A 23,149-nucleotide genomic window follows, 5' to 3' on the forward strand; every position below is an offset into this window, starting at 1 on the left:
AATCCGACGCACATTCCGTATGAGATGCTCGAAAACATGAACGACCATGGATTCGATCTCCTCGACCGGCAGCTCGTCCAGGCCCTGATGATCGACGGCCGGGCCGCTTTCAGCCGCCTCGCCGCCGTCCTGGAGACCACGGACCAGACCGTGATCCGCCGGTACCGCCGGCTCCGCGGGGCGGGGCTGCTCCGGGTGCTCGGCCTCCCGGTGGGCGACCGGGTCGGCATGCACGAGTCCCGGCTGCGCATCCAGTGCGTCCCGGGCTCGGCCGTGGCCATCGCCGAGGCGCTGGCCCACCGCCCCGACACCGGCTGGGTGAAGATCCTCGCCGGTGGCGCCGAGGTCGGGTGCATGGTGAGCTCCCGCACCTCGGAGGACCACGAGGCCCTCCTGCTCCAGAAACTGCCCGGCACCCGGCAGGTCACGGGGGTCTCGGCGCAGAGCCTCCTCCACCGGTACAGCGGCAGTCCCGGCCACTGGCTGGGCCCGGCCGAGCTCGGCGAGGAACAGATCCAGGCCCTGGTGCTGCCGCCGGTGAACTGCGAGGACACCGTCCGGCTCGACGACTTCGACCACGCGATGCTGGCCGTACTCGCGCGGGACGGCCGGGCGGGCTACCCCGAACTCGCCAAGGCGACCGGCCGGTCGGAGTCCACGGTGCGCCGCCGCCTGGAGTATCTGCGGGGGGCCGGGGCGCTCACCTTCGAGGTCGAGATCCTCCCCGTCCACCTGGGCTACCGGACGGAGGCCGCGCTCGCCGTGACCGTGGCCCCCAGCCTCCTGGCCGAGGTCGGCCGCGCACTCGCCGACCACCCCCAGGTCCCCTTCGTCGCGGCCATGACCGGCGCCAGCAACCTCGCCGCGTCGGTGCTCTGCAAGGACCAGCACGCCTTGTACAGGTACATCACGGAAGAGATCGGCGCGCTGACGTCCGTGCACCAGCTGGAGGTCGTCCCGGTGCTCCGCCACGTCAAGCGGGCGGGGCTGCTCAGCGACGGCAGCCGGCTCTTCGACCCGCCGCGCTGAGGCGCGGGCCCGGGGCGGCCGCGCTCACTTCACGGCGGCGCTCTCCAGTACGGCGTCGACCGTGCGCCGCTCGCCGGGCCCGGCCGGCTGGGCGATGCCCAGCAGGAAGGCGGAGCGGCTGTCGTCCACCTTGACGACGGTCATCCTGAGATGGCCGACGCCGCCTTTGCCGTCGTCCAGCCGCAGCACCACCGTGTGCGCCGGACGGCCGCTCACCTCCGTGGCCCGGGACTCCTCCTGCACAGACCGCCCGTCCGGTGCGAAGAACACCGCGTTCGACCGGGCCGCCCGCTCCGCCCGGGGCTTCAGCGCCTCCTCCGGGATGGCCCCGGCCCGCCCGGCGAGGACGGTGCTCCCTCCCTCGCGGTCGTCGCCCGACGTGCCGACGGACGAGGTGAAGGCGCCGATCAGCTTGTCCCGATCGCTGTGCTCCCACCCCTCGGGTATCGCGTACGACAGCCCGGCCGCGTCGTCCGACACCCGGGGCCGGCCGGCCAGCGGGTCCCCGTCGCCACGCGTCAGCCACCACGCGCCGCCCCCGCCCACCGCGAGCACCAGCGCCGCGACGGAACCGGCCACCACCGCCCGACGCCCACGCGGCGCCCGGCCGGGGAGCGGGGCCGGGCCGGGAGGGGCCGTGGGGAAGGGCGGATACCGCGGCGGGTCGATGAGAGGGGGAGTCGTCATGCCCCCAGCATCGCCGTCCCGTCCGGCCGGGCCCTGAGTGCTCGTACTCAGCCGGGTACTCAGATCCACCGCCCCGGCGCGCTGTTCCCGGTGGCGGTCCTCGTCTTCCCCGTGTGCCGGTCCGCGTCGGCCTCGTAGGACGGCCCCTCGCCCCGGCCGACGCCGGCCCGGGCCTTGGGGAAGGGCCTTCGGCTCCTGCGGTGGCCTCACGGGCTCCCGTCGACGTCCCGGGTCACCGCCAGCAGCGCCATGTCGTCGGTGATACGGCCACCGGTGTGCCGGCTGACATCGGTGAGGAGGGCGTCGAGAAGCGCGTCCGGGCCCGGGAACTCACGCCCGGTCAGCCCGGCGACGGGGTCGTAGAACACACCGGCGCGGTCGCGCGCCTCCGTGAGGCCGTCGGTGTACAGCAGGAGGGTCGACCCCGGGGGGAACGGCACCGTGTCGGTCCGGTCCTCGTCGGCGCCCAGCAGCCCCGCGAGCCCCAGCGGAAGGGACGGCTCCGACGGCTCCACGCAGCGCACCCGGCCTCCGTGCAACAGCAACGGCGCCGGGTGGCCGCGGTTGACCAGCCGCAGTTCGTCACCGGAGCGCGGGATCTCGGCCAGGGCCCCGGTGACGAACCCCTCGGTCCGCTCCAGCCCCGGCCGTCGGTCCGCCTCCCGCCGCAGCCCCCGCTCCAGCCTGGCCGCGACCCCCACGAGCGTGGGCTCGTCGTCGGCGGCCTCCCGGAACACCCCGAGCGCCACGTCCACCGCCTTGACCGCGCCCATGCCCTTGCCCCGGACGTCGCCCACCAGGCAGCGCACCCCGTACGGGGTGTCCTGCACGCCGTAGAGGTCCCCGCCGATCTGCGCGTCCTTCGCCGCCGCCTCGTACCGCACCGCGATCCGGCAGGAGCCGACCGAGGCCGGCGGCCGTGGCAGCACGGCGCTCTGGACGGCGAGCGCGATCCTGCGCGCGGACTGCAGCCGTACGTCGCTGTAGTACATGAGGCGGTTGACGACGACGGCGAAGGCCGAGACGGTCGCGACCGCCGCGAGCTCGCTCCGCCCACCCGAGTCCCCTATGAAGCCGAAGTGGGTGAGGAGCAGGTAATCGGTGACACAGGCGGCGATGCCCGACAGGATCGTCGCCCGCAGTGACAGCAGCGCGGCGGCGGTCATCGGGGCGGCCGTGTAGAACGCCTCCGCGCTGAAGTGCGGAGAGGTGTGATAGTCGAGGAGGGCGCCCCCGGCCAGTATGAGGACGGGCAGCCAGCACAGGTGACGCAGGGACCATCGCCGCACGGCGGTACGCCCCGCACTCGGTGCCCTCACGCCAGCTCCCGCTCTTCCGTGCCGTACAAGCCGGACAACACGGTCAAGCATCTCCGGGCCGGAATGCGCCTGCCAGTCATGGGGCGGCTGTATGGGTACGGCCCGAACGGCCGCCTCCGCCGGTGCGGCACCGGTCCGCGCCCGTCCCGCGTACCGGAAGCCCGCTCCGGGGCAGGCGGAGGGAGCACGTCCCGACGCGCCGGTGAAGGGGAGGCGTCATGTCCGACCACAAGACGGCGCCCGCGTCCGACGGCCTCGCCGATGCCATGGCGACCCCGAGGCCACCCGTGCCGGGCTCACGCCGAGGTGACCTCGTCGCCCTTTCGCGCGACCTCCGCCGCCGACCTCCGCCACGGCTGTGGTCCTCCGCGCGGACCGGTCCGCCCCCGGCCGTGCGCGCACCCGGCCGTGCGCGCACTCGTCACAGGGTGCGCGCACGGTGACGCGCTACGGGCGGTTCCTCCCGCGCATGGACTTATGGATGATCTTCCATTCGCGGGTCTTCTCCGCCCTCAGCCGGGCGTCCGTGCGGGAGGCCATCCAGGCCGCCTCCCGCTGGAGCTTGTGCCACGAGGCCAGCCGCCGCTCGGGCAGCTCGCCCTCCTCGACCGCCGCCAGCACCGCGCAGCCCGGCTCCGCCTCGTGGTGGCAGTCGTGGAAACGGCACCGGTCGGCCAGCTCCCCGATCTCCGAGAAGACCTGGGACAGGCCGTCCTCGGCGTCGTAGAGGCCGACACCGCGCAGCCCCGGGGTGTCGATGATCAGACCGCCGTCCGGCAGGACCAGCAGCTGGCGGTGGACGGTGGTGTGCCGGCCGCGCCCGTCCGCCGCCCGGATCTCCTGGGTGGCCATGAGGCCGGCCCCGGCGAGGGCGTTGACCAGCGTCGACTTGCCCGCACCGGACCTGCCGAGCACGACGGCCGTCCGGCCGGGCGGGATCCGTACGTCCGCGAGGCCCTCGCCGGTCGTCGACGAGACCGCCCGGACCGTCGCCCCCGGCGCGGCGGCCGCCACCTCGGAGAGATCCACCGAGGCGAGGTCGGCCTTGGTGACCAGCACCACCGGCTGGGCACCGCTCTCCCAGGCCAGGGCCAGGAAACGCTCGATCCGGCCCAGGTCGACGCCGGGCACGGCCGGTTCCGCGATGTAGACGACGTCGACGTTGGCGGCCAGCACCTGGCCGTGCGAGACGCCCGGGGTGACACCGGCCCGCACGATCGCGGACCTGCGCGGCAGCACCTCCTGGAGCTCGCCCCGGAGGGCCACCCAGTCGCCCACGCAGGGGAGTGCGACCGGGTCGGCCGCGGCGGCCCGCTTGAGCGCGCCGCTGTGGACCACGCGTGTCTCGCCGTCGGCGGTGAGCACGTCGCACGTGCCACGGTCGACGCGCGTGACGCGCGCGGGAAGGTGATCCGGCTTCAGGGACGCGGCGAAGCCGTCGTCCCAGCCGAGAACGGAAAGGTCGGGAAAGACAGAAGCCAACGGAGTGGCGCCCTTCGGGAAGGCGGGCGACCCCCGGAGCGAAGGCTCAGGCGGGTGCCCGGGAAGACAGGACTCGGGGCAGGCCCGTCACAGCGACGTTCTTCATGGGGCCCTCCAAGGTTGTCCGCCCGCGCTCTCCGCGGCTCTTGATCCCACGCTATCCGGGCCGTCCCGGCGCGCGCGAACGATTTTCCGGCGGGCCGGCGACGCGGTCGGCGCGCCCGCGACCGGGGAAGCCCCGGTGGTCGCGGGGGCGGGGGTGTCACCCGGGAGAGCCTCCCGCGCGCCGGTCCGTCCCCCCGGTCTCAGGGGAGGAGTACGAGGCGGTACTCGGCGGCCCGCCGGTCGGTCGGGGTGAAGCCCAGGGCGCGCAGCGCCTCGACGAGCGCGTCGTCGCGGGAGTCCGCGTACGCCTCGGCAGCGCCGACCCCGGGGTGCCCGGTGCCCACCCTGTCCACCACCGCGGCGAGGAGCTCCGTGAGCCCGGCGGCCGTCCCCTCCTCCTCGCGGTCATGCGCCAGGACCGCCGTACCGTCCTCGATCTCCACGTCGAACAGGGCATCCTCCAGCCCGAGCCGGAAGGCGGCACCGTCCGGGGCGGGCAGCTCCCGCACCGCGCTTCCGGTACCGGCGGGCCGCGCGGCGGGCAGGGCGAGCCGCCACCAGCGGTAGATCTCCTCGCCTTCGGCGGCGCCCAGCTCGGCCACGGCCGGCGCGGGCATCTCGCCCGTCTCCGCGACCCACCGCAGCACCGTGCCGCCGGCCTTCCGCGCGACCCGCGCCGCCTCCCGCATCAGCGGTACCCATGTGTCGTCGGTGGCCTCCGGCAGTGCGACGATCCTCAGCGCGCTGTCCTCGGCGCCCAGGTCGAGCAGCGCGACCGAGCCGACGGCCGCGTCCCCGTCGCGGGCCACGACGACCGCCAGCGTGCGGTCGTCATCGGGCCAGTGACCGCCGGAGGCCGTGGCACGGTCATAAAAAGTCTCGATAACGGAATCCATGCCTCCAATCTCTCACGCGCCTCGAACATGCGTTCAGTTCAACACTCCGTCCGAGCGGTCGAGGCTCCGACAATTACTTGACTGTCTTAAATATTGGTGTTTACATCAAAGTGATTGCTTGAGGGCATCAAGCAACCCCCGTCCAGCCCCACAACCGCGATCGAGGCTCCCGTGCACCACCCCGCCCCCGAGCAGCCCGCTCACGCCGTCGCCCGCCTCCGCGCCACCTTCCGCACCGGCCGCACCAAGCCCACCGACTGGCGCACGGCCCAGCTGCGCGGCCTGCGCGCGATGCTCACCGAACACGACACGGAGCTCACCGCCGCCCTCCACGCGGACCTGGGCAAGAGCGCGTACGAGGCGTACCGCACCGAGATCGACTTCACGATCCGCGAGATCGACCACACCCTCGACCACCTCGACGCCTGGCTGCGCCCCGAGCCGGCCCCGGTCCCTCCGCACCTCGGCGAGGCCACGGCCTGGACGCAGTACGACCCGCTGGGCGTCGTGCTGGTCATCGCCCCCTGGAACTACCCCGCGCAACTGCTGCTCGCCCCCATGGTGGGAGCGCTCGCCTCCGGCAACGCGGTCGTCGCGAAGCCCAGCGAGCTGGCGCCCGCCACCTCCGCCGTCCTCGCCCGCCTCCTGCCCCGCTACCTCGACACCGACGCGGTGGCCGTCGTCGAAGGAGGCGTCCCCGAGACCACGGCCCTGCTCGCGGAGCGCTTCGACCACATCTTCTACACCGGGAACGGCACTGTCGGCCGTATCGTCATGGCCGCCGCCGCCCGCCATCTCACCCCGGTCACCCTGGAGCTGGGCGGCAAGTCACCGGTGTTCGTCGACCGTGACGCCGACCCGGCGACCGTCGCGGAGCGGCTCGTGGCCGGCAAGTTCCTCAACGCCGGCCAGACATGTGTCGCGCCCGACTACGTCCTCACCGACCCGGAGACGGCCCGCGCGCTGGAACCCGCCCTGACGCGGGCCGTCGAGAAGCTGTACGGAGCCACCCCGGAGACGTCCGACGCCTACGGCCGGATCGTCAACGAGCGCCACTTCGACCGGCTGACCGGCCTGCTCGGTTCCGGCCGCGTCGTGGTCGGCGGCGGCAGCGACCGCGCCACGAAGTACATCGCCCCGACCGTCCTGGCCGATGTGGCCCCCGAGTCGCCGGTGATGCAGGAGGAGATCTTCGGCCCCATCCTTCCCCTCGTCACCGTCGCCGGTCTGGACGAGGCCATCGCCTTCATCAACGACCGCGACAAGCCGCTGGCGCTGTACGCCTTCACCGGCTCCGGGACGACGCGGCGGCGCCTGGCCGCCGAAACCTCCTCCGGCGGCCTCGGGTTCGGCCTGCCGCTCGCTCACCTCACGGTCTCCGACCTGCCGTTCGGCGGCGTCGGTGAGAGCGGTATGGGCAACTACCACGGCCGCTACTCGATCGAGACGTTCAGCCACCGGAAGGCCGTGCTGGAGAAGCCGCTCGTCTGAGGGGGAGTACCCGTCCGGCGGGCCCGTCCCGTTCGCCCGCCCGGGGCCGGGCGGGCGAACGGGCTGCCGCGAGCGCGGCGGGGCCTCGGACCGGGATCAGCAGCCGGAGGTCCAGGTGTGTGAGCCGCCCTGGTCGTTCGCGCCCGCGTTGTAGCCGACCTCCTGGCCGGGGGCCAGACAGAGGGTGACGCGTCCCAGCAGCTTGCGGCCCTCGTAGACCTTCACATGGTCCTTGACGCCCGGCCCGGAGACGCCGTGGTTCGCCCAGGCGGAGTCGTGCTTGAACATGTCGCCCTCCCACCAGTGGTCGTCGCCGCTGTGCTCGATCTTCATGCCGTCGAAGTTCGCGTCGGTCCAGACGCAGAAGTAGCCGCTGCGGCAGTCCGCCGCCTGGGCGGCGGCCGACGTGGCCAGGACGGCGCCCGTGGAGATCAGGGTGGCCGCGAGGAAAGCGGTGAGGCGCTTCATGGTCATGATTCTCCCGTTGGTGGTGGGTTGTCGAGAGGGGATGTGGCTTCGGAGAGGGCGTGCGCGCGCAGCCGCCGCCAGTCGGCGATCTCGGCGCTGTGCCGGGCCCGGACCTCGGCGAGGTCGCGGTGGGTGTGCTCGGCCTCGGGCCGGAGGTTGTTGACGATCACGGAGGCCCGGAACCAGCGGCGCTGGTCGCCGTAGAGCCGCCGCTGGGCCGCGGCCAGGCAGCCGTCGGTGTGGGCGCGTACGGCGTAGCCCGTGGGCAGGACGACGGAGAGCTCCGCCCGGCCGGTGCCGAAGAGCGCGTCGTCCACCCGCCGTTGCTCGGCCGCCGGTGACGGGGTCCGGCCCGGGCGGGGCGGGGTGAGGCCCTGCCGTGTGAGGCAGCCGTCGGTCAGGCGCTGGGTGGCGGCCTTGAGCACGTCGTCCGGGGCGGGCCGGGGAGCCGGCTCCGCGCATCCGGTCAGGAGGCAGCCGGCCATGAGCCCGGCCAGGAGGAGGCTCGCCGGACGCGGAGCGGAGGGCGGCGGCCCGGCTGTTCGTGTGCGATGGCGCATGTGCGGAGGGTTCTCCGGGGGGGCAGTGATCGGTCTGTGCACGGCGACTCTCCCCACGGATCGCGGAGCCATGCGCCCTATCACCCGTAAAGGTGACTATAGGGACCGGTTCGACGGTCGTGGACGCACCGCCCCTGTCCGGTACGGCACTTGACCCCGGTCCGGCCCTGTACACGTCACGCGCGCGGTGGTGGCATGGACGCCGCGCGACGGTTTTCTACGGTACGGAAGAAGCCCGGGGGAAGGACGAAAGAACGCAATAACGGAACGGTCGAAGAGCGATGGAAAGGGGTCACCCTTGTTCACTCCCGCCCTGATCGCCGGAACCGCCGCGGCCCTGTTCGCCGCCGCGCTGTCACCCGCTCGGTCCGTCCCCGGCGACACCCCTCCGCCGGGCAGCGTCCTCATCGAAGTGGCGGTGGTCAACGGGTACTGCTCCTCCATGTTCGATTCGGTGGCGATGGCACCAGGCAACATCGGATTCACCTTGTCCGCAGGCGGCTTCGGCTCCCGGGTGGGCGTCGGCTCGAAACCGGACGAAGCCCGCAGGAACTGCCAGGTCTTCCTGAGGGTGAAAGCGCCGAAGGACTATACGTACGCCATCGCCGGCACGGACTACGAAGGCTCCGCTTCCCTGGCGAAGGGGGCCAGAGGGTATGTGAGGGTCGCGAACTACTTCCAGGGCCGGCCGTCGGTGAACTCCCGGACGCACTCCTTCGTCGGCCCGTTCCAGGAAGGGTGGTCGGAGGCCGACATCTTCCCTTCCGAGAGCCTCGACTACTCCCCGTGCGGTGAGGAGCGCTCCCTCGTCCTCAACCTGGCGACAGGGGTGGAGGCCGGCACCTCGGACCCCTCGACGACCAGCAGTTCCGTCACGTACGGGCCTTACCTGCCGCCGGACAGCGCGCAGACCGTCTACCACCTCGCCTGGAAGCGCTGCCCGGCGACCTGAGGCACGGCCGTTCCGGCCGCACCGCGTTCACGCGGAAGCCGTGCGCGGCCGGTGCGCGGCCAGCCGGTCCTTCGCGTACGCCACGGCGTCGGCCAGCGGGAACAGCCGGGCCTCGGCCGCCCCGACGGGCCCCCGTGCCACCGGGCGTTCCGCCTCGAAGGCCGCGCCCAGCTCGGCGAACCCCTCCTCGCTGGTGTCGGTGTCGCGCACGGTGGTCCACCGGCGGCCCCGGGGCGTCATGACCGCGAAGGAGCTCTCGGCCTGCGGCGGTTCCGGAACCCTGTACTCCGCCAGATGGAACGCTGTGCACGAGGCGAAGCCCGCACCGAGGAGGAGGACCCGTGCCCCGGCCTCCTCCAGCCGGGCGAGCGGGCTGCGTTCGCCCAGTCGGCAGTCCGGCGCGTGACCGTCCAGCAAGGCGTTGGCGCGTGGGCCCACGGCCGCGAAGGAGGTCTGCGGATGGGCGCTGCGGAGCGCTCCCGGCCAGGTGCGGACGGTCTCCGGGACGATCCCGACGCCGAAGCTGGGAGTGGTGCGCGGATCGTAGGCCGGCATGGACGCGCGGATGTCCGCCCACCACGCCTCGGGCACGGGCGGGTTGCCCCAGCCCGAGGGATCCGAGTTGTCGCCGGAGTGCGTGGGCACGACCAGCGTCCCCTCCTCGCCCAGCACGTCCAGCAGTGCCAGGACGACGGCGGGGGCGCCGCCGCACACCCAGCCGAGCGCGCTGAGCGAGGTGTGCACCAGGAGCGTCTCACCAGGACGTACGCCCAGAGCCCGCAGTTCGGCGGCGAGCGATTCGCGCGTACACAACGGACCGTTCACAGGAATCGTCGACATAACGGCCGATTGTGCCGGAGCCCGTCCTCACATACCACCGCGTTTCCCGGCAGCACCTTTTGGCCCACCCGCCCCGCCGCCACCGGGAGCGCGTCCATCAGGTTCCTCCACTGCGATGCGTTATACGATCATCACTTTACGTTCGGGGTGGGCGAGGGGTGGACATGACGACGGGCGTGGGCACGGGCGCGGGGGGATCGGCGTGGAAAAGGGCACAGGAAGCCCGGCGCCACGAACGTGAGTTGCGCGAACAGCTCAAGGTCGCCCAATGGGAGGTCCGCAACTGGGAAGCGGCCAGTGAAGGCGAGCGCAAGGTCGCCGCGAAGTTGCACATCCTCACCCGGCGCGGCTGGCGCCTGCTCCTCGACCGGCGCTGGCCCGGCACCCGCGCGGCCAACGTCGACATGCTGCTCGTCGGCCCCGGTGGTGTCTTCGTCATCGACGTCAAGAACTGGCGACACGCCCCCGAGGTCGGCGACGGGCACCTCACGGCCGGCGGCCGTACGTACGACCGCGAGATCGGCAAGCTCCTCAAGGTGACCCGGCTCGCGGAGGACGCCGTCGGCGCGCGGAACCTCTCACCCGTGGCCGTCCAGGCCCTCATGGTCTTCGCGGGCCGGTCCCTGGACACCGCCCTGGGAGCCGTGCGACTGCTGGGAGAACGTGAGGTGACCCCGGCGCTCATCGCCGGCCGGACCCGGTTGCGCCCCTCCGAGGTGAAAGCCGTCGCCGACCACCTGGAGCGCGCGTTCCCCGCCTACGAGGACACCTCGGCCCGCACCCGGTCCGACACCTCGGCCCGCACTCGGTCCGCGGCCCCGGCGGCCCCTGCCGCACCCGGGCCCGAGGACGCGCTCTTCGACGTCGAGGGCATACGGAAGGCGGCCCTGGAAGCCGCCCGCAGCGCCCCGATCGAACAGTGGATGACATTCCTCCACCCCGACCAGCTGGCCCTCGTCCGCCGCAACTGGTCCGGCCCGGCACGCGTCAGCGGCCCGGCGGGGACGGGCAAGACGGTCGTCGCCCTGCACCGCGCCGCCCACCTCGCCCAGCGCACGTCCGGCCGGATCCTCTATGTGACCTTCGCCAACAACCTGCCCCGTGTGCAGAGGACGTTCCTCAAGGCGATGGCCCCGGCGGCCGCCGACCGGGTCGACTTCCGCAGCCTCCACGCCTGGGCCGGCCAGTTCCTCCGCGACAGAGGCGTCGTGACCCGGCTGGACCGCGCCAAGGCCGTCGACGCGTTCAGCCGCGCCTGGCAGAGCCATGGTCGCCACACGGTCCTCGAAAGCCTGGACCCGGCGCCCGGATACTGGCAGGAGGAGATCGACTACGTCATCAAGGGACGGGGGATCACGGCCTTCGAACAGTACGCCCCGCCCCTGCGACGCGAACGCCGGCGCACCAACCTGCGCAGGTCCCACCGCGAGGCCGTGTGGGCGCTGTACGAGGAGTACGAGCGCAACCGCACCGCGAAGGGCGTGCACGACTTCAACGACATCCTCACCCTCGCGCTCGACGAGGCCCTCGCACACCCCGGCGCCACCCCTTACACCTCCGTCATCGTCGACGAGGTGCAGGACCTCACCTTCGTCGGCGTGCGCCTGCTCCACGCCCTCGTCGGCGACGCGGCCAACGGCCTGCTGCTCGTCGGGGACGGACAGCAGGCCGTCTACCCCGGCGGCTTCCGCCTCTCCGACGCGGGCATCGACGTCCGGGGCCGTGGCCAGCTGCTGCGCAAGAACTACCGCAACGCGAAGGAGATCCTCGACGCCGCTCTCGCCGTCGTCGCCGACGACACCTTCGACGACATCGACGGGACCCCCACGGCGGGGCGCCGCGACGTCGACCTCACCTACGGCGACGGCGGCCGGGTCACCCGGCTCACCGTGCCGACCCGCGCCGAGCACGACGAGGCGCTCCTCACGGCCCTGCGCGCCCTGGGCCCCCGGGCATGGCCCGACTCGGCGGTTCTCTGCCGCACCGGATCCGAGCGGGACCGCTACCGGCGCCTGCTCACCCGGGCCGGCATACCCGCGGTCACCCTGGAGCAGTACGACGGCCACCCCGTGCCCGGCGTGAAGCTGGGCAGCTACCACCGGGCCAAGGGACTGGAGTTCAAGCACGTGTACCTGCCCGACCACGACACCCCGGCCGCCGTGCCGGGCGACGGCGCCGACGACGGTGTCGCCCGCGAACGCCGCGAACTCCACCGCAGCCAGCTCTTCGTCGCCATGACCCGGGCCAGGGACACCTTGTGGCTGGGCTCGTTCAGCCGCCCGTGAGGAACGACGAGGCCGTCGGCCGCCACACGTTCCCGCCCCGGCCGGCCGGGCGCCGAGTCGCCCTCCGGTCGCCTCCCCGGGCGGGTCACGGTCCGGCGGGCAGGGCCTCCAGTGCCTTGAGCCGTACCGTGAACGCCAGCCGCTGCCCGGCCGGCGCCGTGCACCGCACCACGGCGGTGCCGTCCACCGCGATGAGGGCGGGGGCCTGCCAGTCGGACGGGGGCGCGCCGCTCTCGGAGCCGAAGGCGTCGGTGACCCGGGTCGCCGCCGCCCAGGGCGTGACGACCGCCGCCGCGGACTTGCCGAAACCCTGTTCGACGATCCATCGGGCGCCTCCGCCACGGGAGTCGGTGGCGGCGACCTCGGCCGTGAGGACCGTGGAGCCCGGCGCGAGGGGCACCGCGCAGAGGTCGACGGAGCCGCCCGCCACGGCGACCCCCGTCGCCTGTGACTCCCGTTCCGCCGCCTGGACGCGGCCGGTTCCCGTGTCGTACGCGAAGATCCAGTCCTTGCCGCCCCGCCACTGCGTCAGCCCGTCGTCCGTCGTGGAGACGGCGCCGCCGACGAACGACACGAAAGGGGCCTGCTGGGGCAGCGTCCAGGGGATCGGCCCCGGGGCGGCGGCCGGCTTCGTCTTCCTGCCGCCGATGATCCGCACCGGGTGCGGCAGCGTCTCGCCCGACAGCACGAACACCGACTTCGCATCGGGACTGGGCCAGAAGTCGCAGTTCACAAAGGTGTAGTTGCTCTCCGACGGGCCGCCGCCGGCGCGGTTGAGCGAGCTGTCGACGATGACGCACGGACACTGGGTGGTGTCGCTGTTGCCGGTGTCGAGGGTCGAGCTCTCCAGCACCAGACTGGTCAGGCTCGCGGTCATCACCGCGGCCTGCCACCTCCGGTCCTTGGGCTCCGCCCGGGCGACGTCCTCCGAACTGATGCCGATGCCGACGCCGTGGAAGAACCCGAAGGACGCCTGGGACGTCAGCAGCACGGGAACGATCGAGCGCTGCGTGCCGATGTACCAGTCCCGGGCGAACACACCGACCACGTCCGTGGCCACGAAGTCGTACTGCGCGCCGCGGACCTGGAGACGTTTGACGTTCACCAGCGCGGTGTTGCCGCTGAGCTGGAGCCCTAGCCGGTCGGCCACGATCTCGACGTGCTCGAACTCGGCGAGGTAGGAGTTGTCGCGGAAGCGGATGCCGTCCCGCGCGGCCGTCACCTTCACCCGGTCGAGCACGGCGTTCAGGCCCAGCTGGCCGTGGATGCCCGCGCCGCGCGGCGACTGGAAGCCCAGCCGCCGCACCACCGGTGAGGAGTAGGCGGGGATCTTGTCGAAGTGGTGGAGCAGATAGACCAGGTCGGCCCCGGCCCCCGGCGGCCGGCCCCGCCAGCTGTAGCCGACGGTGAAGACGTCGACGTCCCGGTCGAAGTTGACGAGCAGCAAGGTGTCCCGGTTGCTCGCGTCGTCGGTGGGGAACTTCGCGGTCGGTGCGGTGAACGCCGCCGTCCGGGTCGCCTTCGAGGAGAAACGGATGGAGTCGATCCGGCCGGGGAACGCCTGGTGCTCGGGGTGGTACTCGGGCCAGCTGTACGAGCTGTAGAGGCCGAGGTAGACGCCTTCCTCCAGGGCCTGCTGCAACGGCCCGGCCGCGGGCCGCTCGGCCACCGCCGTGGTGGTGCCCGGCGCCCCGGCGAAGAGCCGGAGCCGGGCGCCGTCGTACGTCAGCGCGAGATGCGTGGTGACACCCACGGGCACGGCCCCGTCCAGGCGCGCCGTCACGTCCCGTCCGCCGATGCGGGCGGTGGCCGAGACCGCGAGCCCCCCGGCACCGGTGTCCACCAAGTACACCCCGAACGCCTGGTGCTCGGGGTCGCGCGCGGTGCGCCGCCCCGAGCTGGTGAGGACCGCCATGGTCCCCGCCGGCGTCCCGTCGACCCGCACGGTGCACTCGACGGAGAACGCGGCCAGCCCGTCGACGTCGAGCGCCGGGCTGTCACGGAAGTCGAGGGTGTTGCTGCGCCCCCGGGCCAGCACCCCGGCCTTGCCGGGCCCCGACAGCAGGGCGTCGCCGGTGGGCAGGTGACCGACCTCCGCGGGGCAGACGCACAGGGCGGGGCCGTGGTGGCCGGTGAGGAACCGGATCACGCTGCTCTCCCGGCTCTCCCCGAGCATCTCGATGCCCGGGAAGCCACTGACCAGCAGGGGCCGGCTCAGGTTGTAGTAGCCGGCCGGGAAGTACACGGTGCCGGTGCCCGTGGCGGGGGCCAGGGAGTCCATCGCGGCGGTGATGGCGGCCCAGTCGTCCGTCAGGCCGTCGCCCTTGGCGCCGAAGTCCTTCACATCCGCGAAGCCGTGGTGCGGAGCCACGGTGAGTGCTCCCCGGGCGTCACAGGTGCCGACGACCCACGCCCCGGGGTCCGGCGCGGTCCGCCGCACGGGCCGCGCCGACGCGTCGACGACGACGGCGCGGGCGAGCCCGGCCCCGAGCCCCGCCGTCGCCGCGGGCACCACCTCGGAGGCGGCGAAATAGGTCACCCGGGACCCCGCGGCGGCCGGCCGGGCGGCGACGCCCGCCACGGTCGTACCGGCGAGGAGCGCGCCGGGGGTCGCCTTCGTCAACTTCCCCGGATCGGCGGGATCCCCGGCCGGACAGAGGACGTCACCCGCGGCGACGTCCACCGCGACCGCTGCTGTGGCCATCGCCTGCTCCTGCCCTCGCGCGCACCCGTCGGCCGGACCCGGCCGCCCCGGGCCGGTGCCGGGGCCCGCGGGCCGCACGACGGCCCTTCTCAAGGCGATCCCCGGCTCCCGCCCGATTACTCGGGAATCCACCCGAGTGAGTGGCCGCCACGCAAACCCCGGGTCACTCCCATGGCCCGGGCCTGCCGTCGCGCTCGTCACCCGGCAGGACTCACGCCGGGACTCAGGCGCTGACCACCTCCCGCACCGCCGCGAGGAACTCCTCCGTGCGCGGGTGCGTGGGATGCGCCGGGCGGGCCAGATAGACCGTGGCGGCGGGCGCGTCGCCGACCGGGACGAAGCGCACCCCCGGGTGGCCGTGGCTCTCCGCCGTGCCCGCGGCGCCGACGCCGAACGCGCCGCCCGTGGCGATGAGGTTCAGCCACTCGTCGACGTTGCGCACCTCGACCGTCCGGGCCGGGCGCCGCGCCGGGGGCCAGAGATCCACCGAGGCGGTGCCGGTGTCCGGCCACAGGGCCAGCGGAAGGGCCGGGCCGGAGGTGAGCTCCGCCAGCCGCACCCGGTCGCGGGAGGCCAGCGGATGGTCGTCGGGCAGGGCGGCGACCCGGTCCTCGGTGTAGAGGGCCTCGGTGCGGATGCGCGGGTCGGCGGGGACGGTACGGAGCACCGCCACGTCGGTGTCACCGGTCGCCAGACCCGCGGTGCTGTTGTCCTGCCGGACGACTTCGAGCGGTGCGTGCGGGTGTGCCCGTCGCCATGTGCGCAGCAGCGGTACGGTCTGCTGCCCGAGGACCGCGCAGGTGTAGCCGAGCCGCAGCGGCCGGTCGACGGCCCGGGTGTCGGCGAGCGCCGCGTCGAGGTGGGCGAGGATGGCCCGCCCGTGCCCGAGGAGGGTCGTGCCGGCCGGGGTGAGCTCCAGATGCCGGGAGGAGCGGTCGACCAGCCGGACCCCCACGCGCGATTCCAACTGCGCGAGCGTGCGCGAGAGGGCGGGCTGCGTCATGTGCAGCAGACCGGCCGCGGCGGTGACGGTGCCCGCCTCGGCGATGGCGGCGAGGGCCTTGAGGTGACGCAGCTCCACATCCATGCGTGGGAAGCATAGTCGCTGCCCGGAAGGCATTTCCGGGCGCGGCGCGCGATCCGTAGCGTCGGATGCGCCGGGTGGTTCGCCCGGCTTCCCTCCCCGGGGCACTCCCCGGGGGCGCCCCGGCGTCACCGGGGCGTTCTCCAGACATCGGATGGTGAGTGGTGAGGATTCTTCTGGTCGGCGCGGCCGGCACGCTGGGCTCCGCGGTACGCGAGGCGCTCGCGGAGCGCGGGCACGAGGTGATCGGCGTGGGCCGCACGGGTGGCGACCTGGTCTGCGACGTCACCGACCCGGAGGCCGTCGCCCGGCTGTACGCACAGGCCGGTCCGCTGGACGCGGTGGCCGTCGCGGCGGGCGACGCCGTGTTCAAGCCGCTGGCCGAGCTGGCCTCGGAGGACTTCGTGGCGACGTTCCGCGGCAAGGCGCTCGGCCAGCTCGAACTGGTCCGCCAGGGCGCCCGGCACATTGCCGCCACCGGCTCGTTCACCCTGGTCAGCGGGGTCCTCACGGAGGAGCCGATCGTGGCCGGGGCAGCCGCGTCCGCGGCCAACGGCGCGGTGGAGGCGTTCGTACGGGCCGCCGCGATCGAGCTGCCGCCGCAGCGGATCAACGCGGTGAGCCCGACCGTGGCGGAGGAGTCCCTGGCCGCCTACGGGCCCTTCTTCGCCGGCATGGAGCCCGTTCCGGCGGCCCGTGTCGCGACGGCGTACGTCCGCTCGGTCGAGGGGGCGCAGACGGGGCAGGTGTACCGGGTGCGCTAGGCCGGGGCCGGAGGGTCACGCCGGCCAGGGGCCCGACCGGGATCCGTCGGAGCCGGTGCGGCGGCGGACGGCCCGAAGCCGGTACGACCGGCGACGCCGGGCCGGGCACGCACCGGCTCGGCGCGGCCGTCCCGCCGGGGCGGCTCCGGGCACGCAGGGCCCCGTCCCCTCCGGTCCGGCGCGGCCGTGCGCGAAGACGGGCCCCGTCCCGCCGAGTGGCGGCCGCGACCACCCTCCAGCGAGCCGCGCACCCGGCGGCCGTGCCACGGCGCCGTTCACCCGTTCCTCCCCGGGAGCCTCACCGACCGCCGCGCCTACGACCTGACCTCGCGGATGGCCCGCGTTAGCGTGGGACCTCGGCGGCGCCGCCGGCCCGCGCGGCCGTGAGGACCGCGTCATGGAGGGCCTGAAGGCCCGCGGGCGGCACGGGAACGGGGCTGCCGGTCAGGGTGTACCACTCCTCGGCGCCGGTGTACTGCACGCGGACGTCCGCGCGGCCGTCGCCGCGGCACGTGGTGACGATCGTGAGATCGCCCGTGACGACGCCGACCTCGTCGGTCATCACCCCGCCCGGGCCCGCCGTCACCTTGTCCTGGTACTGCTCGGGTCTCTGTGTCATGAGTTGCACGTACCCAACATCGTGCCGAGCATCTTCTTCTCCTCGTCGGTGACGGTCAGACCGTAAGTGTCCTTCACCGAGGTCCAGGCGCGGCCGTAGACGCACCAGGCGCTCTTGGCCGGGGGCTGCCACTGGTCCGGGCCCTGGTCGCCCTTGCTGCGGTTCGAGGCGGCGGAGGCGGCCAGCAGCTGCGGGTGCGTCAGGTCGTTCGCGAACTGCTTGCGCTTCTCAGTGGTCCACGAGTCCGCACCCGAACGCCACGCGTTGGCCAGGGGGACCATGTGGTCGATGTCGGCCTGCGAGGCCGAGGTGAGCGTCTTGTCGTCGTACAGGCTGTGCCAGGTGCCGGAGACCGCGCGGCACTGGTCGTCCCGCTTCACGCCTTGGCCGTCGCGTTCCAGGACGGTCTCGCGGGTGTCGCAGCGGTCTCCCTGCTGGGCCCAGTGCGGGAAGGCGTTGCGGCTGTAACCGGTCATCGGCCGCGACTTGGCCACCGTCAGCTTCCCCAGCATCTTCCGGGCCTGCTCCGCCGACGGCAGCCCGGGCAGCACGTCCTTGCCGCTGCCCTTGCCGTTGCTCTTGTCGGTGCCCTTGCCGCCGCCCTTACCGCCGGTCGCGGGGGCGGACGACGCCGCCCGGTCGGGGGAGGACCGCTCGTCCGCCTGCTTTCCGCACCCGGAGAGCGCGATGCCGGCCGCGCACACCCCCGCCACCAGTCCGGTCAGTCGTCGCTGAGACCATGTCACCAAGGGTCCGCCCCCCACTCATCGCTGTTTCGACCATAAAGGGGCCGCATGTCCTGACGGAAGAGGATATCCCGGATATGATCATGCTCTTTGGTCGCTCATGTGAACGAGACCAGGGCGAGCGCCGTCGCCGCCAGGGCCGCGTACACCGCGGCCGCCACCCGCAGGCCGAAGCGCAGCAAGGTGTGTTCGGAGACGCCGGAGCTCTTCGCGCGGTCACCCGCCACCGCCAGGATGAGCATGATCATCGGCAGTGATGTGAAGACGGCGTGGCCCGCCGCGCTGTTCTGTAGGGCCGCGAACCACGCGTCGAGTCCCGCACCGGCCGGGGCGAGACGCTCCTGGAGCGGCATCATCAGCGCGTTGCCGCCGACGTTCGACCCGGTGAGGAAACCGCTGAGCATCCCGAGCGCGGGCGCGACCAGCGCGATGACCGGCGACGGCGATCCGGCGACGGCCGAGCCCAGTTCACCGATCATGCCGCTGTCCGCCATCAGCCGGCCGAGGGCGACGAACCCGGCCAGGGCGAGCAGCGGCCGGCCGACCCGGGTCAGCGCGGCACGGGCGTCCGGGCCGTTCGGGCGCCCCCGGTCCAGCACCAGGGCGGCGGCGAGCAACGGCAGGCACGGCGAGGACAGCAGCGCGAAGCTCGCGTTGCCCGCGTGCAGTTCCAAGGGCGGCACGCCGAGGGCCTTGGCCACGCGGGTGAGGACGATCCCGCCGAGGACGAGGCCGTACGCGCGCAGGACGGCGGCCGGCGGCAGCAGCCGGCCACCTGACCCGGCGCCTGCCCCGGCCCCCGGCCCGGCGCCGGCCCGGGACCGCCGGACGGCGCAGATCACCAGCCCGACGGCCGTGGTGGACAACCCGGCCAGCACGCCCGCCGGCTGGACCACGCCCGCCCGGTCGAACGCCAGCAGCCCGAGCGAGAGCACGGCGCCCGCGGCCGCGGCCATGACGGCCGTACGGAACCGGCGCCGCGGCCGGGTCAGCAACGCCGCCCACACGGTCACCAGCGGGAACACCAGGGAGCTGGTGACCGCGGTGGCGGTGCCCATGGCGGCCGTCTCCCGCCCGGTCAGCGCGGCGCCGATGACGGTGGCGAGGCCGAGGGTGCCCCACGGCATGATGTTCATACCGAGCATGGCCTGCCGCAGCGCGGTCGGAGCCGGTGCCAGAGCGAGCAGCACGGGCACGGTGACCAGCAGCGACACCCCGAAGCCGGTGAGCGCCTCCACGGTGGGGGCGATGCCCGCCACCACCAGCGCGATCGTCGCGGGTCCCGGCAGCGGCAGTCCGCGCACCCACTCCTGGAGCGAGCGGTGCACCTCCCTGCGGGTGAGCACCTGGCTCAGATAGACGCCGGGCAGCATCACCGCGGCGGCGTTGAGTACCAGCAGCCCGGCCCCTCCGGCGCCCTCCGCCAGCACGTCGCCCGGCAGTGCGAACTCCGGCAGCCACCAGATCAGCACCGCCGCGAGGGCGGTGCCCGCGACCGCCGCCCAGTGCGCCGGCCGGCGCAACCCCGTGATCATTCCCAGCACCATGACGAGCGGGGAAACCGCTATCGCCCACACCATCGTCCGAGCCGCCTTTCGTCTCTCGCCGTACGTTCGTGGCACAGCCTCGCGGCGAAGGCCATCGGCGATCTTGAACGAAAGTCGCGGGGGCGGGACGGCGCCCGGGGGAGCCGTCGCGGGCGCCGCTCAGGGACGGGCGGCGCGGATCGCCCCCGGCGTGACCCCGAAGTACCGCTTGCAGACGCGCGTCAGATGGGCCTGGTCGGAGAACCCCGTGGCGGCCGCCACGTCGGCGGGCCGCCCCCCGGCCAGGAGCAGGCGGCGGGCGCGGTTGGCGCGCAGCCGCAGCAGGTACGCGTGCGGCGGCAGCCCGTAGGCCCGGCGGAACGCGGCGATGAGGGACGCCCGCGGCATGTCCGCGACGGCGCTCAGCTCGGCGACGGTGACGGGTTCCGTCCAGCGGTCGTGCAGCATCTGCCGGGCCAGATCCGGGCCGCGGCGCGCGTCCCGCGGCGTCCCGGGGGAGGCGGCCCGGCCGGTACGGGCGTGCCGGCGCAGCACCGCGCCCAGGCCGTCGAGCAGCAGGGACTCGGCGGTGAGCGGGTCCCCGGCGCGCTCCTGCCGCCGGTGGACGCGGCGCAGCCGGGCGAACAGTTCGGCGTCCCGTACGGCTGTCTCCGGGAACCAGACGCCGTCGGTGCCCAGGTGCTCGCGGGCCAGTTCGTCGACCATCGCCGTGTCGAAGTAGAACATCCGGTAGCGCCAGCCGGACTCCTCGGCGGCGAATCCGGTGTGCACCTGTCCGGGGTTGATGACGACCAGTTGCCCGGCCGGTACCACCACCGTGCCGCCGGCCATGTGCAGCCCCTCGGCGCCCTGTTCGATGACGCCGAGCGAGAGCTGCTCATGGCTGTGCCGGTCGAAGGCGAAGCGCTCGAAGCGGGCGGTCAGGAGCTCGACCTGGGGGCTGCCCGCCGCGGTCCACAGCCGTGCGTGCTCGCCTCGCGCTTCCATCGGCGCATGCTCGCAGACGGGCGCCTCCCGGCCTATGGCCGGGCTCACAGCCCCGGCCGGCCGGGGCCGGTGCCCCGCGCCCTCCGGGGCGGGGTCCGCCCGCGCCGGGCCGCACGCGTCTGTGCCGAGGCCGGGTCACCCCTGGCCGAGTCGCGCCCGCAGTTCCTCGTTCTGCCGCTCCAGTTCGGCCATGCGCGCGCGGATCGGCTCCAGCGCCGCGTCGAGTTCGGGCTCGGAGAAGCGCGGGGTGATGTGCTGGGAGCAGTTCCAGCTGACCGCCTCGACCTGGACGGTCATCAGGCGCTCGAGCTTGCCGTCGGTGCGTCTGCCGACCAGGCGGCGCGTCAGTTCGGCGTCCTCGTCGAGGGGGAGCGTCCGGGCGCGGCCGAAGAGCTTGAGGCGCGCCTTGTGCGGATAGTCCATGAAGAAGAGGGCCACGCGCCCGTCGGCCCGCACATTGCCCGTGGTGATGTACTGCCGGTTGCCGCGCACGTCGGCGTAGGCCAGCGTCCGCCCGTCCAGGACGTGGACGAAGCCGGGCGGGCCGCCGCGGAACTGTACGTAGGGCCAGCCGGTCTCGCTGACGCTGGCCAGGTAGAAGCCGTCGCGCGAGCCGATGAACGACGCCTCGGCGGGGCCCAGCGGGTCGGCGTCGTCGGGCCGGGCGAGGCCGCGCACGCCTACTGAGGCGCTGCCGTTCTCCTCCTGCGCCCGGCGCACGCTGTCCGTGTACGCGAGCTGTGCGTAGCGTCCCATCAGCGCTCCCCGTCCGCTCCGCCGGGCTCCTCCTCCGGAGGGGCGGCCGGCACAGCGGGCGCGGCGTCCAGGATCGAGGCGAGCAGCCCCGGGAAGCGCCGGTCCAGCTCCTCCCGGCGCACCTTGCTGACCCGGGTGTTGCCCTTCAGGTGCGTCTCCAGCAGCCCCGTCTCGCGCAGGGTCCGCAGGTGGTGGGAGACGGTCGACCGCTTGACCGGGACGTCGAGCTCGCCGCAGGCCGCGGTGCCCTGACGGCTGAGCAGGCGCACGATCTGCAGCCTCACCGGGTCCGCCAGAGCCTGCAGCACCGTGCCGATCTCCACCTCGGCCAGGTCCGGTTGGGGCAGTCGGGCCTGATCCAACGTTCGCATCTCGCCTCCACGCTTGTTCGATGCAGCTCGACATCTACGATACACATCGAACATGCATTACGATGCGCATCGAAATAGATGACGTCCATTGAAATGCGGGTGTACTCATGACACGAACCGTGCAGGCCACCGACGCGCAGCCGGGACCCTGGCGGGGGCATGCCGCCGTGCTGGCGCTGGGAACCTTCGCCGTCGGCACGGACGCCTTCGTCATCGCGGGCCTGCTCCCCGAGATCAGCGACTCCCTCGACGTCTCCGTGGGCGCGGCCGGCCAGCTGGTGAGCGTCTTCTCCCTGGCGTACGCCCTGTTGTCGCCCGTCCTCGCGACTCTGACCTCCCGGTGGTCCCGGCGCAGCGTGCTGATCCTCGCGCTCCTGGTGTTCGCCGTCGGCAACGTCGTCACCGCGCTCGCGCCCGACTACACGCTGGTGCTGATCTCCCGTGTCATCGCGGCGGCCGGTGCCGCGATGTTCACCCCGAACGCGGGCGCGACCGCCGCCACGCTCGCGGGCCCCGAACAGCGGGGGAGGGCCATCGCGATCGTGACCGTCGGCCTGACCGCCTCGCTCGCCCTGGGCGCGCCGCTGGGCACCGCGATCGGTGACGCGCTGGGCTGGCAGGCGACCATGTGGTTCGTCACCGCGCTCGCCCTCCTCGTCGCCCCCGTGATCGCCCTGCGGCTGCCCGAGGTCTCCGTCGGCGCCCGCGCCGGGCTGCGTCAGCGGCTCGCCCCGCTCACGGACCGCAGGGTCGTCGGCGTGCTGGCCTGCACCCTCATCGCGTTCATCGGTGTCTACCTCCCCTACACCTACATCAGCGCCGTCTTCGAGCCCGCCACCGGAGGGAACTCCGGCCGGGTGGCGATCCTGCTGCTGGTGTTCGGCCTGGCCGGTACGGCCGGCAACCTCACCGCGGGCCGGCTGGCCGACCGCAAGGGTCCCCGCAAGGTGGTCATCGGGGCGACCCTGCTGCTGACCGTCGTGTTCGGGCTCATGGCCGTCGCCCACTCCTCGTACGCCCTGGCCGTGGTCCTGTCGGCCGTCAGCGGCATCGGGTCCTGGTCGGTCACCGCCCCGCAGCAGCAGCGCATCATCGCCTTCGCCGCCCCGGGCACCGAACCGCTGGTCGTCTCCCTCAACGCGGCCGTGATGTATCTGGCGATCTCGCTGTCGAGCGTGCTCGGCGCGGGCATCCTCGGCCCCGGTGGTCCCGCCCACCTCGCCTGGACCGGCGCGGCCTTCACGGTCGCCGCGGCCCTGATCACCGTGCTGACCGGGCGCTTCGAGAGCGGTACGAGCACCGCCGCCGCGGCCGCGCCCCGGGTCGGCGCCCAGGAGTCGCCCGCCAAATAGCGGAATCCGCCCGCGGTTCCCGGGGATCCGGACGCCGCCGCCGTCCGCCCGCACCCGGGCGGGCGGACGGCGGTGCGTGGTACCGGCCGCCGGATCTCCCGGATC

21 protein-coding genes are annotated in these 23,149 nt (G+C 73.5%); 6 read left to right on the top strand and 15 right to left on the bottom strand.

All coding sequences use genetic code 11. From position 1 onward, the window contains the following. The first annotated feature begins 36 nt into the window (after positions 1 to 36). Complete coding sequence (locus tag AF335_RS08420) at positions 37 to 1,029, top strand: Lrp/AsnC family transcriptional regulator (protein WP_228773484.1); 993 nt, start codon at positions 37 to 39, stop codon at positions 1,027 to 1,029. Between the two features lie 24 nt (positions 1,030 to 1,053). Here the strand turns inward: AF335_RS08420 and AF335_RS08425 are convergent, their stop codons facing one another. The 4 genes from AF335_RS08425 to AF335_RS08440 form a co-directional block, all read right to left on the bottom strand. Continuing rightward, positions 1,054 to 1,716 (bottom strand): DUF1795 domain-containing protein, encoded by a 663-nt coding sequence (locus tag AF335_RS08425; protein WP_146045470.1) that lies wholly within the window; start codon positions 1,714 to 1,716, stop codon positions 1,054 to 1,056. 206 nt (positions 1,717 to 1,922) lie between these two features. Next, the gene (locus AF335_RS08430) at positions 1,923 to 3,035 is read right to left on the bottom strand and encodes a PP2C family protein-serine/threonine phosphatase (RefSeq protein WP_102917632.1); all 1,113 of its coding nucleotides are present in this window, start codon (positions 3,033 to 3,035) and stop codon (positions 1,923 to 1,925) included. Between the two features lie 447 nt (positions 3,036 to 3,482). Continuing rightward, a complete protein-coding gene (gene rsgA / locus AF335_RS08435) occupies positions 3,483 to 4,517 on the bottom strand; it encodes a ribosome small subunit-dependent GTPase A (RefSeq protein ID WP_102917633.1) in 1,035 nt (344 codons plus the stop codon). 305 nt (positions 4,518 to 4,822) lie between these two features. Continuing rightward, positions 4,823 to 5,518: a hypothetical protein gene (locus tag AF335_RS08440; protein ID WP_146045471.1), complete on the bottom strand. Its 696-nt coding sequence runs from the start codon at positions 5,516 to 5,518 to the stop codon at positions 4,823 to 4,825. 171 nt (positions 5,519 to 5,689) lie between these two features. On the opposite strand from AF335_RS08440, the gene AF335_RS08445 reads away from it, so the two are divergent. Further along, the gene (locus tag AF335_RS08445; RefSeq protein WP_102917634.1) at positions 5,690 to 7,009 is read left to right on the top strand and encodes an aldehyde dehydrogenase family protein; all 1,320 of its coding nucleotides are present in this window, start codon (positions 5,690 to 5,692) and stop codon (positions 7,007 to 7,009) included. 96 nt (positions 7,010 to 7,105) lie between these two features. On the opposite strand, the gene AF335_RS08450 is transcribed toward AF335_RS08445, so the two are convergent. Then, positions 7,106 to 7,477, bottom strand: a complete 372-nt coding sequence (locus AF335_RS08450; protein ID WP_184743865.1) for a peptidase inhibitor family I36 protein — start codon at positions 7,475 to 7,477, stop codon at positions 7,106 to 7,108. A gap of 2 nt (positions 7,478 to 7,479) precedes the next feature. Continuing rightward, positions 7,480 to 8,037: a hypothetical protein gene (locus AF335_RS08455; RefSeq protein WP_102917636.1), complete on the bottom strand. Its 558-nt coding sequence runs from the start codon at positions 8,035 to 8,037 to the stop codon at positions 7,480 to 7,482. A 298-nt stretch (positions 8,038 to 8,335) separates the two neighbouring features. On the opposite strand from AF335_RS08455, the gene AF335_RS08460 reads away from it, so the two are divergent. Beyond that, the gene (locus tag AF335_RS08460) at positions 8,336 to 8,989 is read left to right on the top strand and encodes a DUF4360 domain-containing protein (RefSeq protein WP_102917637.1); all 654 of its coding nucleotides are present in this window, start codon (positions 8,336 to 8,338) and stop codon (positions 8,987 to 8,989) included. Positions 8,990 to 9,016: 27 nt separating this feature from the next. Here AF335_RS08460 and AF335_RS08465 read toward each other — a convergent pair whose 3' ends face one another. Beyond that, a complete protein-coding gene (locus AF335_RS08465) occupies positions 9,017 to 9,829 on the bottom strand; it encodes an AAC(3) family N-acetyltransferase (RefSeq protein ID WP_102917638.1) in 813 nt (270 codons plus the stop codon). Positions 9,830 to 9,993: 164 nt separating this feature from the next. Here AF335_RS08465 and AF335_RS08470 point away from each other — a divergent pair, with 164 nt between their 5' ends. Continuing rightward, positions 9,994 to 12,114: a nuclease-related domain-containing DEAD/DEAH box helicase gene (locus AF335_RS08470; RefSeq protein WP_102917639.1), complete on the top strand. Its 2,121-nt coding sequence runs from the start codon at positions 9,994 to 9,996 to the stop codon at positions 12,112 to 12,114. An 85-nt stretch (positions 12,115 to 12,199) separates the two neighbouring features. On the opposite strand, the gene AF335_RS35040 is transcribed toward AF335_RS08470, so the two are convergent. Together AF335_RS35040 and AF335_RS08480 are read right to left on the bottom strand one after the other, a co-directional pair. Beyond that, on the bottom strand, positions 12,200 to 14,818 hold the full coding sequence (locus AF335_RS35040; protein ID WP_211304077.1) for a glycosyl hydrolase family 28-related protein: 2,619 nt from the start codon (positions 14,816 to 14,818) through the stop codon (positions 12,200 to 12,202). Positions 14,819 to 15,041: 223 nt separating this feature from the next. After that, positions 15,042 to 15,905, bottom strand: coding sequence for a LysR family transcriptional regulator (locus tag AF335_RS08480; protein ID WP_102917640.1), 864 nt, complete (start codon positions 15,903 to 15,905; stop codon positions 15,042 to 15,044). Between the two features lie 161 nt (positions 15,906 to 16,066). Between AF335_RS08480 and AF335_RS08485 the strand changes: the two genes are divergently transcribed. Continuing rightward, on the top strand, positions 16,067 to 16,666 hold the full coding sequence (locus AF335_RS08485) for a short chain dehydrogenase (RefSeq protein ID WP_102917641.1): 600 nt from the start codon (positions 16,067 to 16,069) through the stop codon (positions 16,664 to 16,666). A 343-nt stretch (positions 16,667 to 17,009) separates the two neighbouring features. On the opposite strand, the gene AF335_RS08490 is transcribed toward AF335_RS08485, so the two are convergent. From AF335_RS08490 to AF335_RS08520, 6 genes are all read right to left on the bottom strand, one after another. Beyond that, a complete protein-coding gene (locus AF335_RS08490) occupies positions 17,010 to 17,285 on the bottom strand; it encodes a hypothetical protein (RefSeq protein ID WP_102917642.1) in 276 nt (91 codons plus the stop codon). Further along, positions 17,282 to 18,031 carry an HNH endonuclease family protein gene (locus AF335_RS08495; protein ID WP_244926961.1) on the bottom strand — a complete coding sequence of 250 codons (750 nt, stop codon included), beginning with the start codon at positions 18,029 to 18,031 and terminating at the stop codon, positions 17,282 to 17,284. Before AF335_RS08495 ends, AF335_RS08490 begins: the two co-directional genes overlap by 4 nt. Before the next feature lie 98 nt (positions 18,032 to 18,129). Further along, positions 18,130 to 19,611: an L-lactate permease gene (locus AF335_RS08500; protein ID WP_146045472.1), complete on the bottom strand. Its 1,482-nt coding sequence runs from the start codon at positions 19,609 to 19,611 to the stop codon at positions 18,130 to 18,132. A gap of 126 nt (positions 19,612 to 19,737) precedes the next feature. Further along, positions 19,738 to 20,565: an AraC family transcriptional regulator gene (locus AF335_RS08510; RefSeq protein WP_102917644.1), complete on the bottom strand. Its 828-nt coding sequence runs from the start codon at positions 20,563 to 20,565 to the stop codon at positions 19,738 to 19,740. Between the two features lie 135 nt (positions 20,566 to 20,700). Further along, entirely contained in the window at positions 20,701 to 21,321 is a 621-nt protein-coding gene (locus AF335_RS08515; RefSeq protein ID WP_102917645.1) for a pyridoxamine 5'-phosphate oxidase family protein, read from the bottom strand. After that, entirely contained in the window at positions 21,321 to 21,692 is a 372-nt protein-coding gene (locus tag AF335_RS08520; RefSeq protein WP_102917646.1) for an ArsR/SmtB family transcription factor, read from the bottom strand. Before AF335_RS08520 ends, AF335_RS08515 begins: the two co-directional genes overlap by 1 nt. 107 nt (positions 21,693 to 21,799) lie before the next feature. On the opposite strand from AF335_RS08520, the gene AF335_RS08525 reads away from it, so the two are divergent. Continuing rightward, positions 21,800 to 23,044: an MFS transporter gene (locus tag AF335_RS08525; protein ID WP_102917647.1), complete on the top strand. Its 1,245-nt coding sequence runs from the start codon at positions 21,800 to 21,802 to the stop codon at positions 23,042 to 23,044. The last annotated feature ends 105 nt before the right edge of the window (positions 23,045 to 23,149 follow it).

This window comes from Streptomyces eurocidicus (assembly GCF_002891295.1).
Classification (GTDB): domain Bacteria; phylum Actinomycetota; class Actinomycetes; order Streptomycetales; family Streptomycetaceae; genus Streptomyces; species Streptomyces eurocidicus.

Excerpts from the sequence above, each read along its gene's own strand:
- AF335_RS08450 (WP_184743865.1), bottom strand. The coding sequence starts at position 7,477 with ATGAAGCGCCTCACCGCTTTCCTCGCGGCCACCCTGATCTCCACGGGC.
- AF335_RS08500 (WP_146045472.1), bottom strand. The coding sequence starts at position 19,611 with ATGGTGTGGGCGATAGCGGTTTCCCCGCTCGTCATGGTGCTGGGAATG.
- AF335_RS08490 (WP_102917642.1), bottom strand. The coding sequence starts at position 17,285 with ATGACACAGAGACCCGAGCAGTACCAGGACAAGGTGACGGCGGGCCCG.
- AF335_RS08515 (WP_102917645.1), bottom strand. The coding sequence starts at position 21,321 with ATGGGACGCTACGCACAGCTCGCGTACACGGACAGCGTGCGCCGGGCG.
- AF335_RS08525 (WP_102917647.1), top strand. The coding sequence starts at position 21,800 with ATGACACGAACCGTGCAGGCCACCGACGCGCAGCCGGGACCCTGGCGG.
- AF335_RS08455 (WP_102917636.1), bottom strand. The coding sequence starts at position 8,037 with ATGCGCCATCGCACACGAACAGCCGGGCCGCCGCCCTCCGCTCCGCGT.
- AF335_RS08520 (WP_102917646.1), bottom strand. The coding sequence starts at position 21,692 with ATGCGAACGTTGGATCAGGCCCGACTGCCCCAACCGGACCTGGCCGAG.
- AF335_RS08420 (WP_228773484.1), top strand. The coding sequence starts at position 37 with ATGAACGACCATGGATTCGATCTCCTCGACCGGCAGCTCGTCCAGGCC.
- AF335_RS08425 (WP_146045470.1), bottom strand. The coding sequence starts at position 1,716 with ATGACGACTCCCCCTCTCATCGACCCGCCGCGGTATCCGCCCTTCCCC.
- AF335_RS08470 (WP_102917639.1), top strand. The coding sequence starts at position 9,994 with ATGACGACGGGCGTGGGCACGGGCGCGGGGGGATCGGCGTGGAAAAGG.
- AF335_RS35040 (WP_211304077.1), bottom strand. The coding sequence starts at position 14,818 with ATGGCCACAGCAGCGGTCGCGGTGGACGTCGCCGCGGGTGACGTCCTC.
- AF335_RS08510 (WP_102917644.1), bottom strand. The coding sequence starts at position 20,565 with ATGGAAGCGCGAGGCGAGCACGCACGGCTGTGGACCGCGGCGGGCAGC.
- AF335_RS08440 (WP_146045471.1), bottom strand. The coding sequence starts at position 5,518 with ATGGATTCCGTTATCGAGACTTTTTATGACCGTGCCACGGCCTCCGGC.
- AF335_RS08465 (WP_102917638.1), bottom strand. The coding sequence starts at position 9,829 with ATGTCGACGATTCCTGTGAACGGTCCGTTGTGTACGCGCGAATCGCTC.
- AF335_RS08480 (WP_102917640.1), bottom strand. The coding sequence starts at position 15,905 with ATGGATGTGGAGCTGCGTCACCTCAAGGCCCTCGCCGCCATCGCCGAG.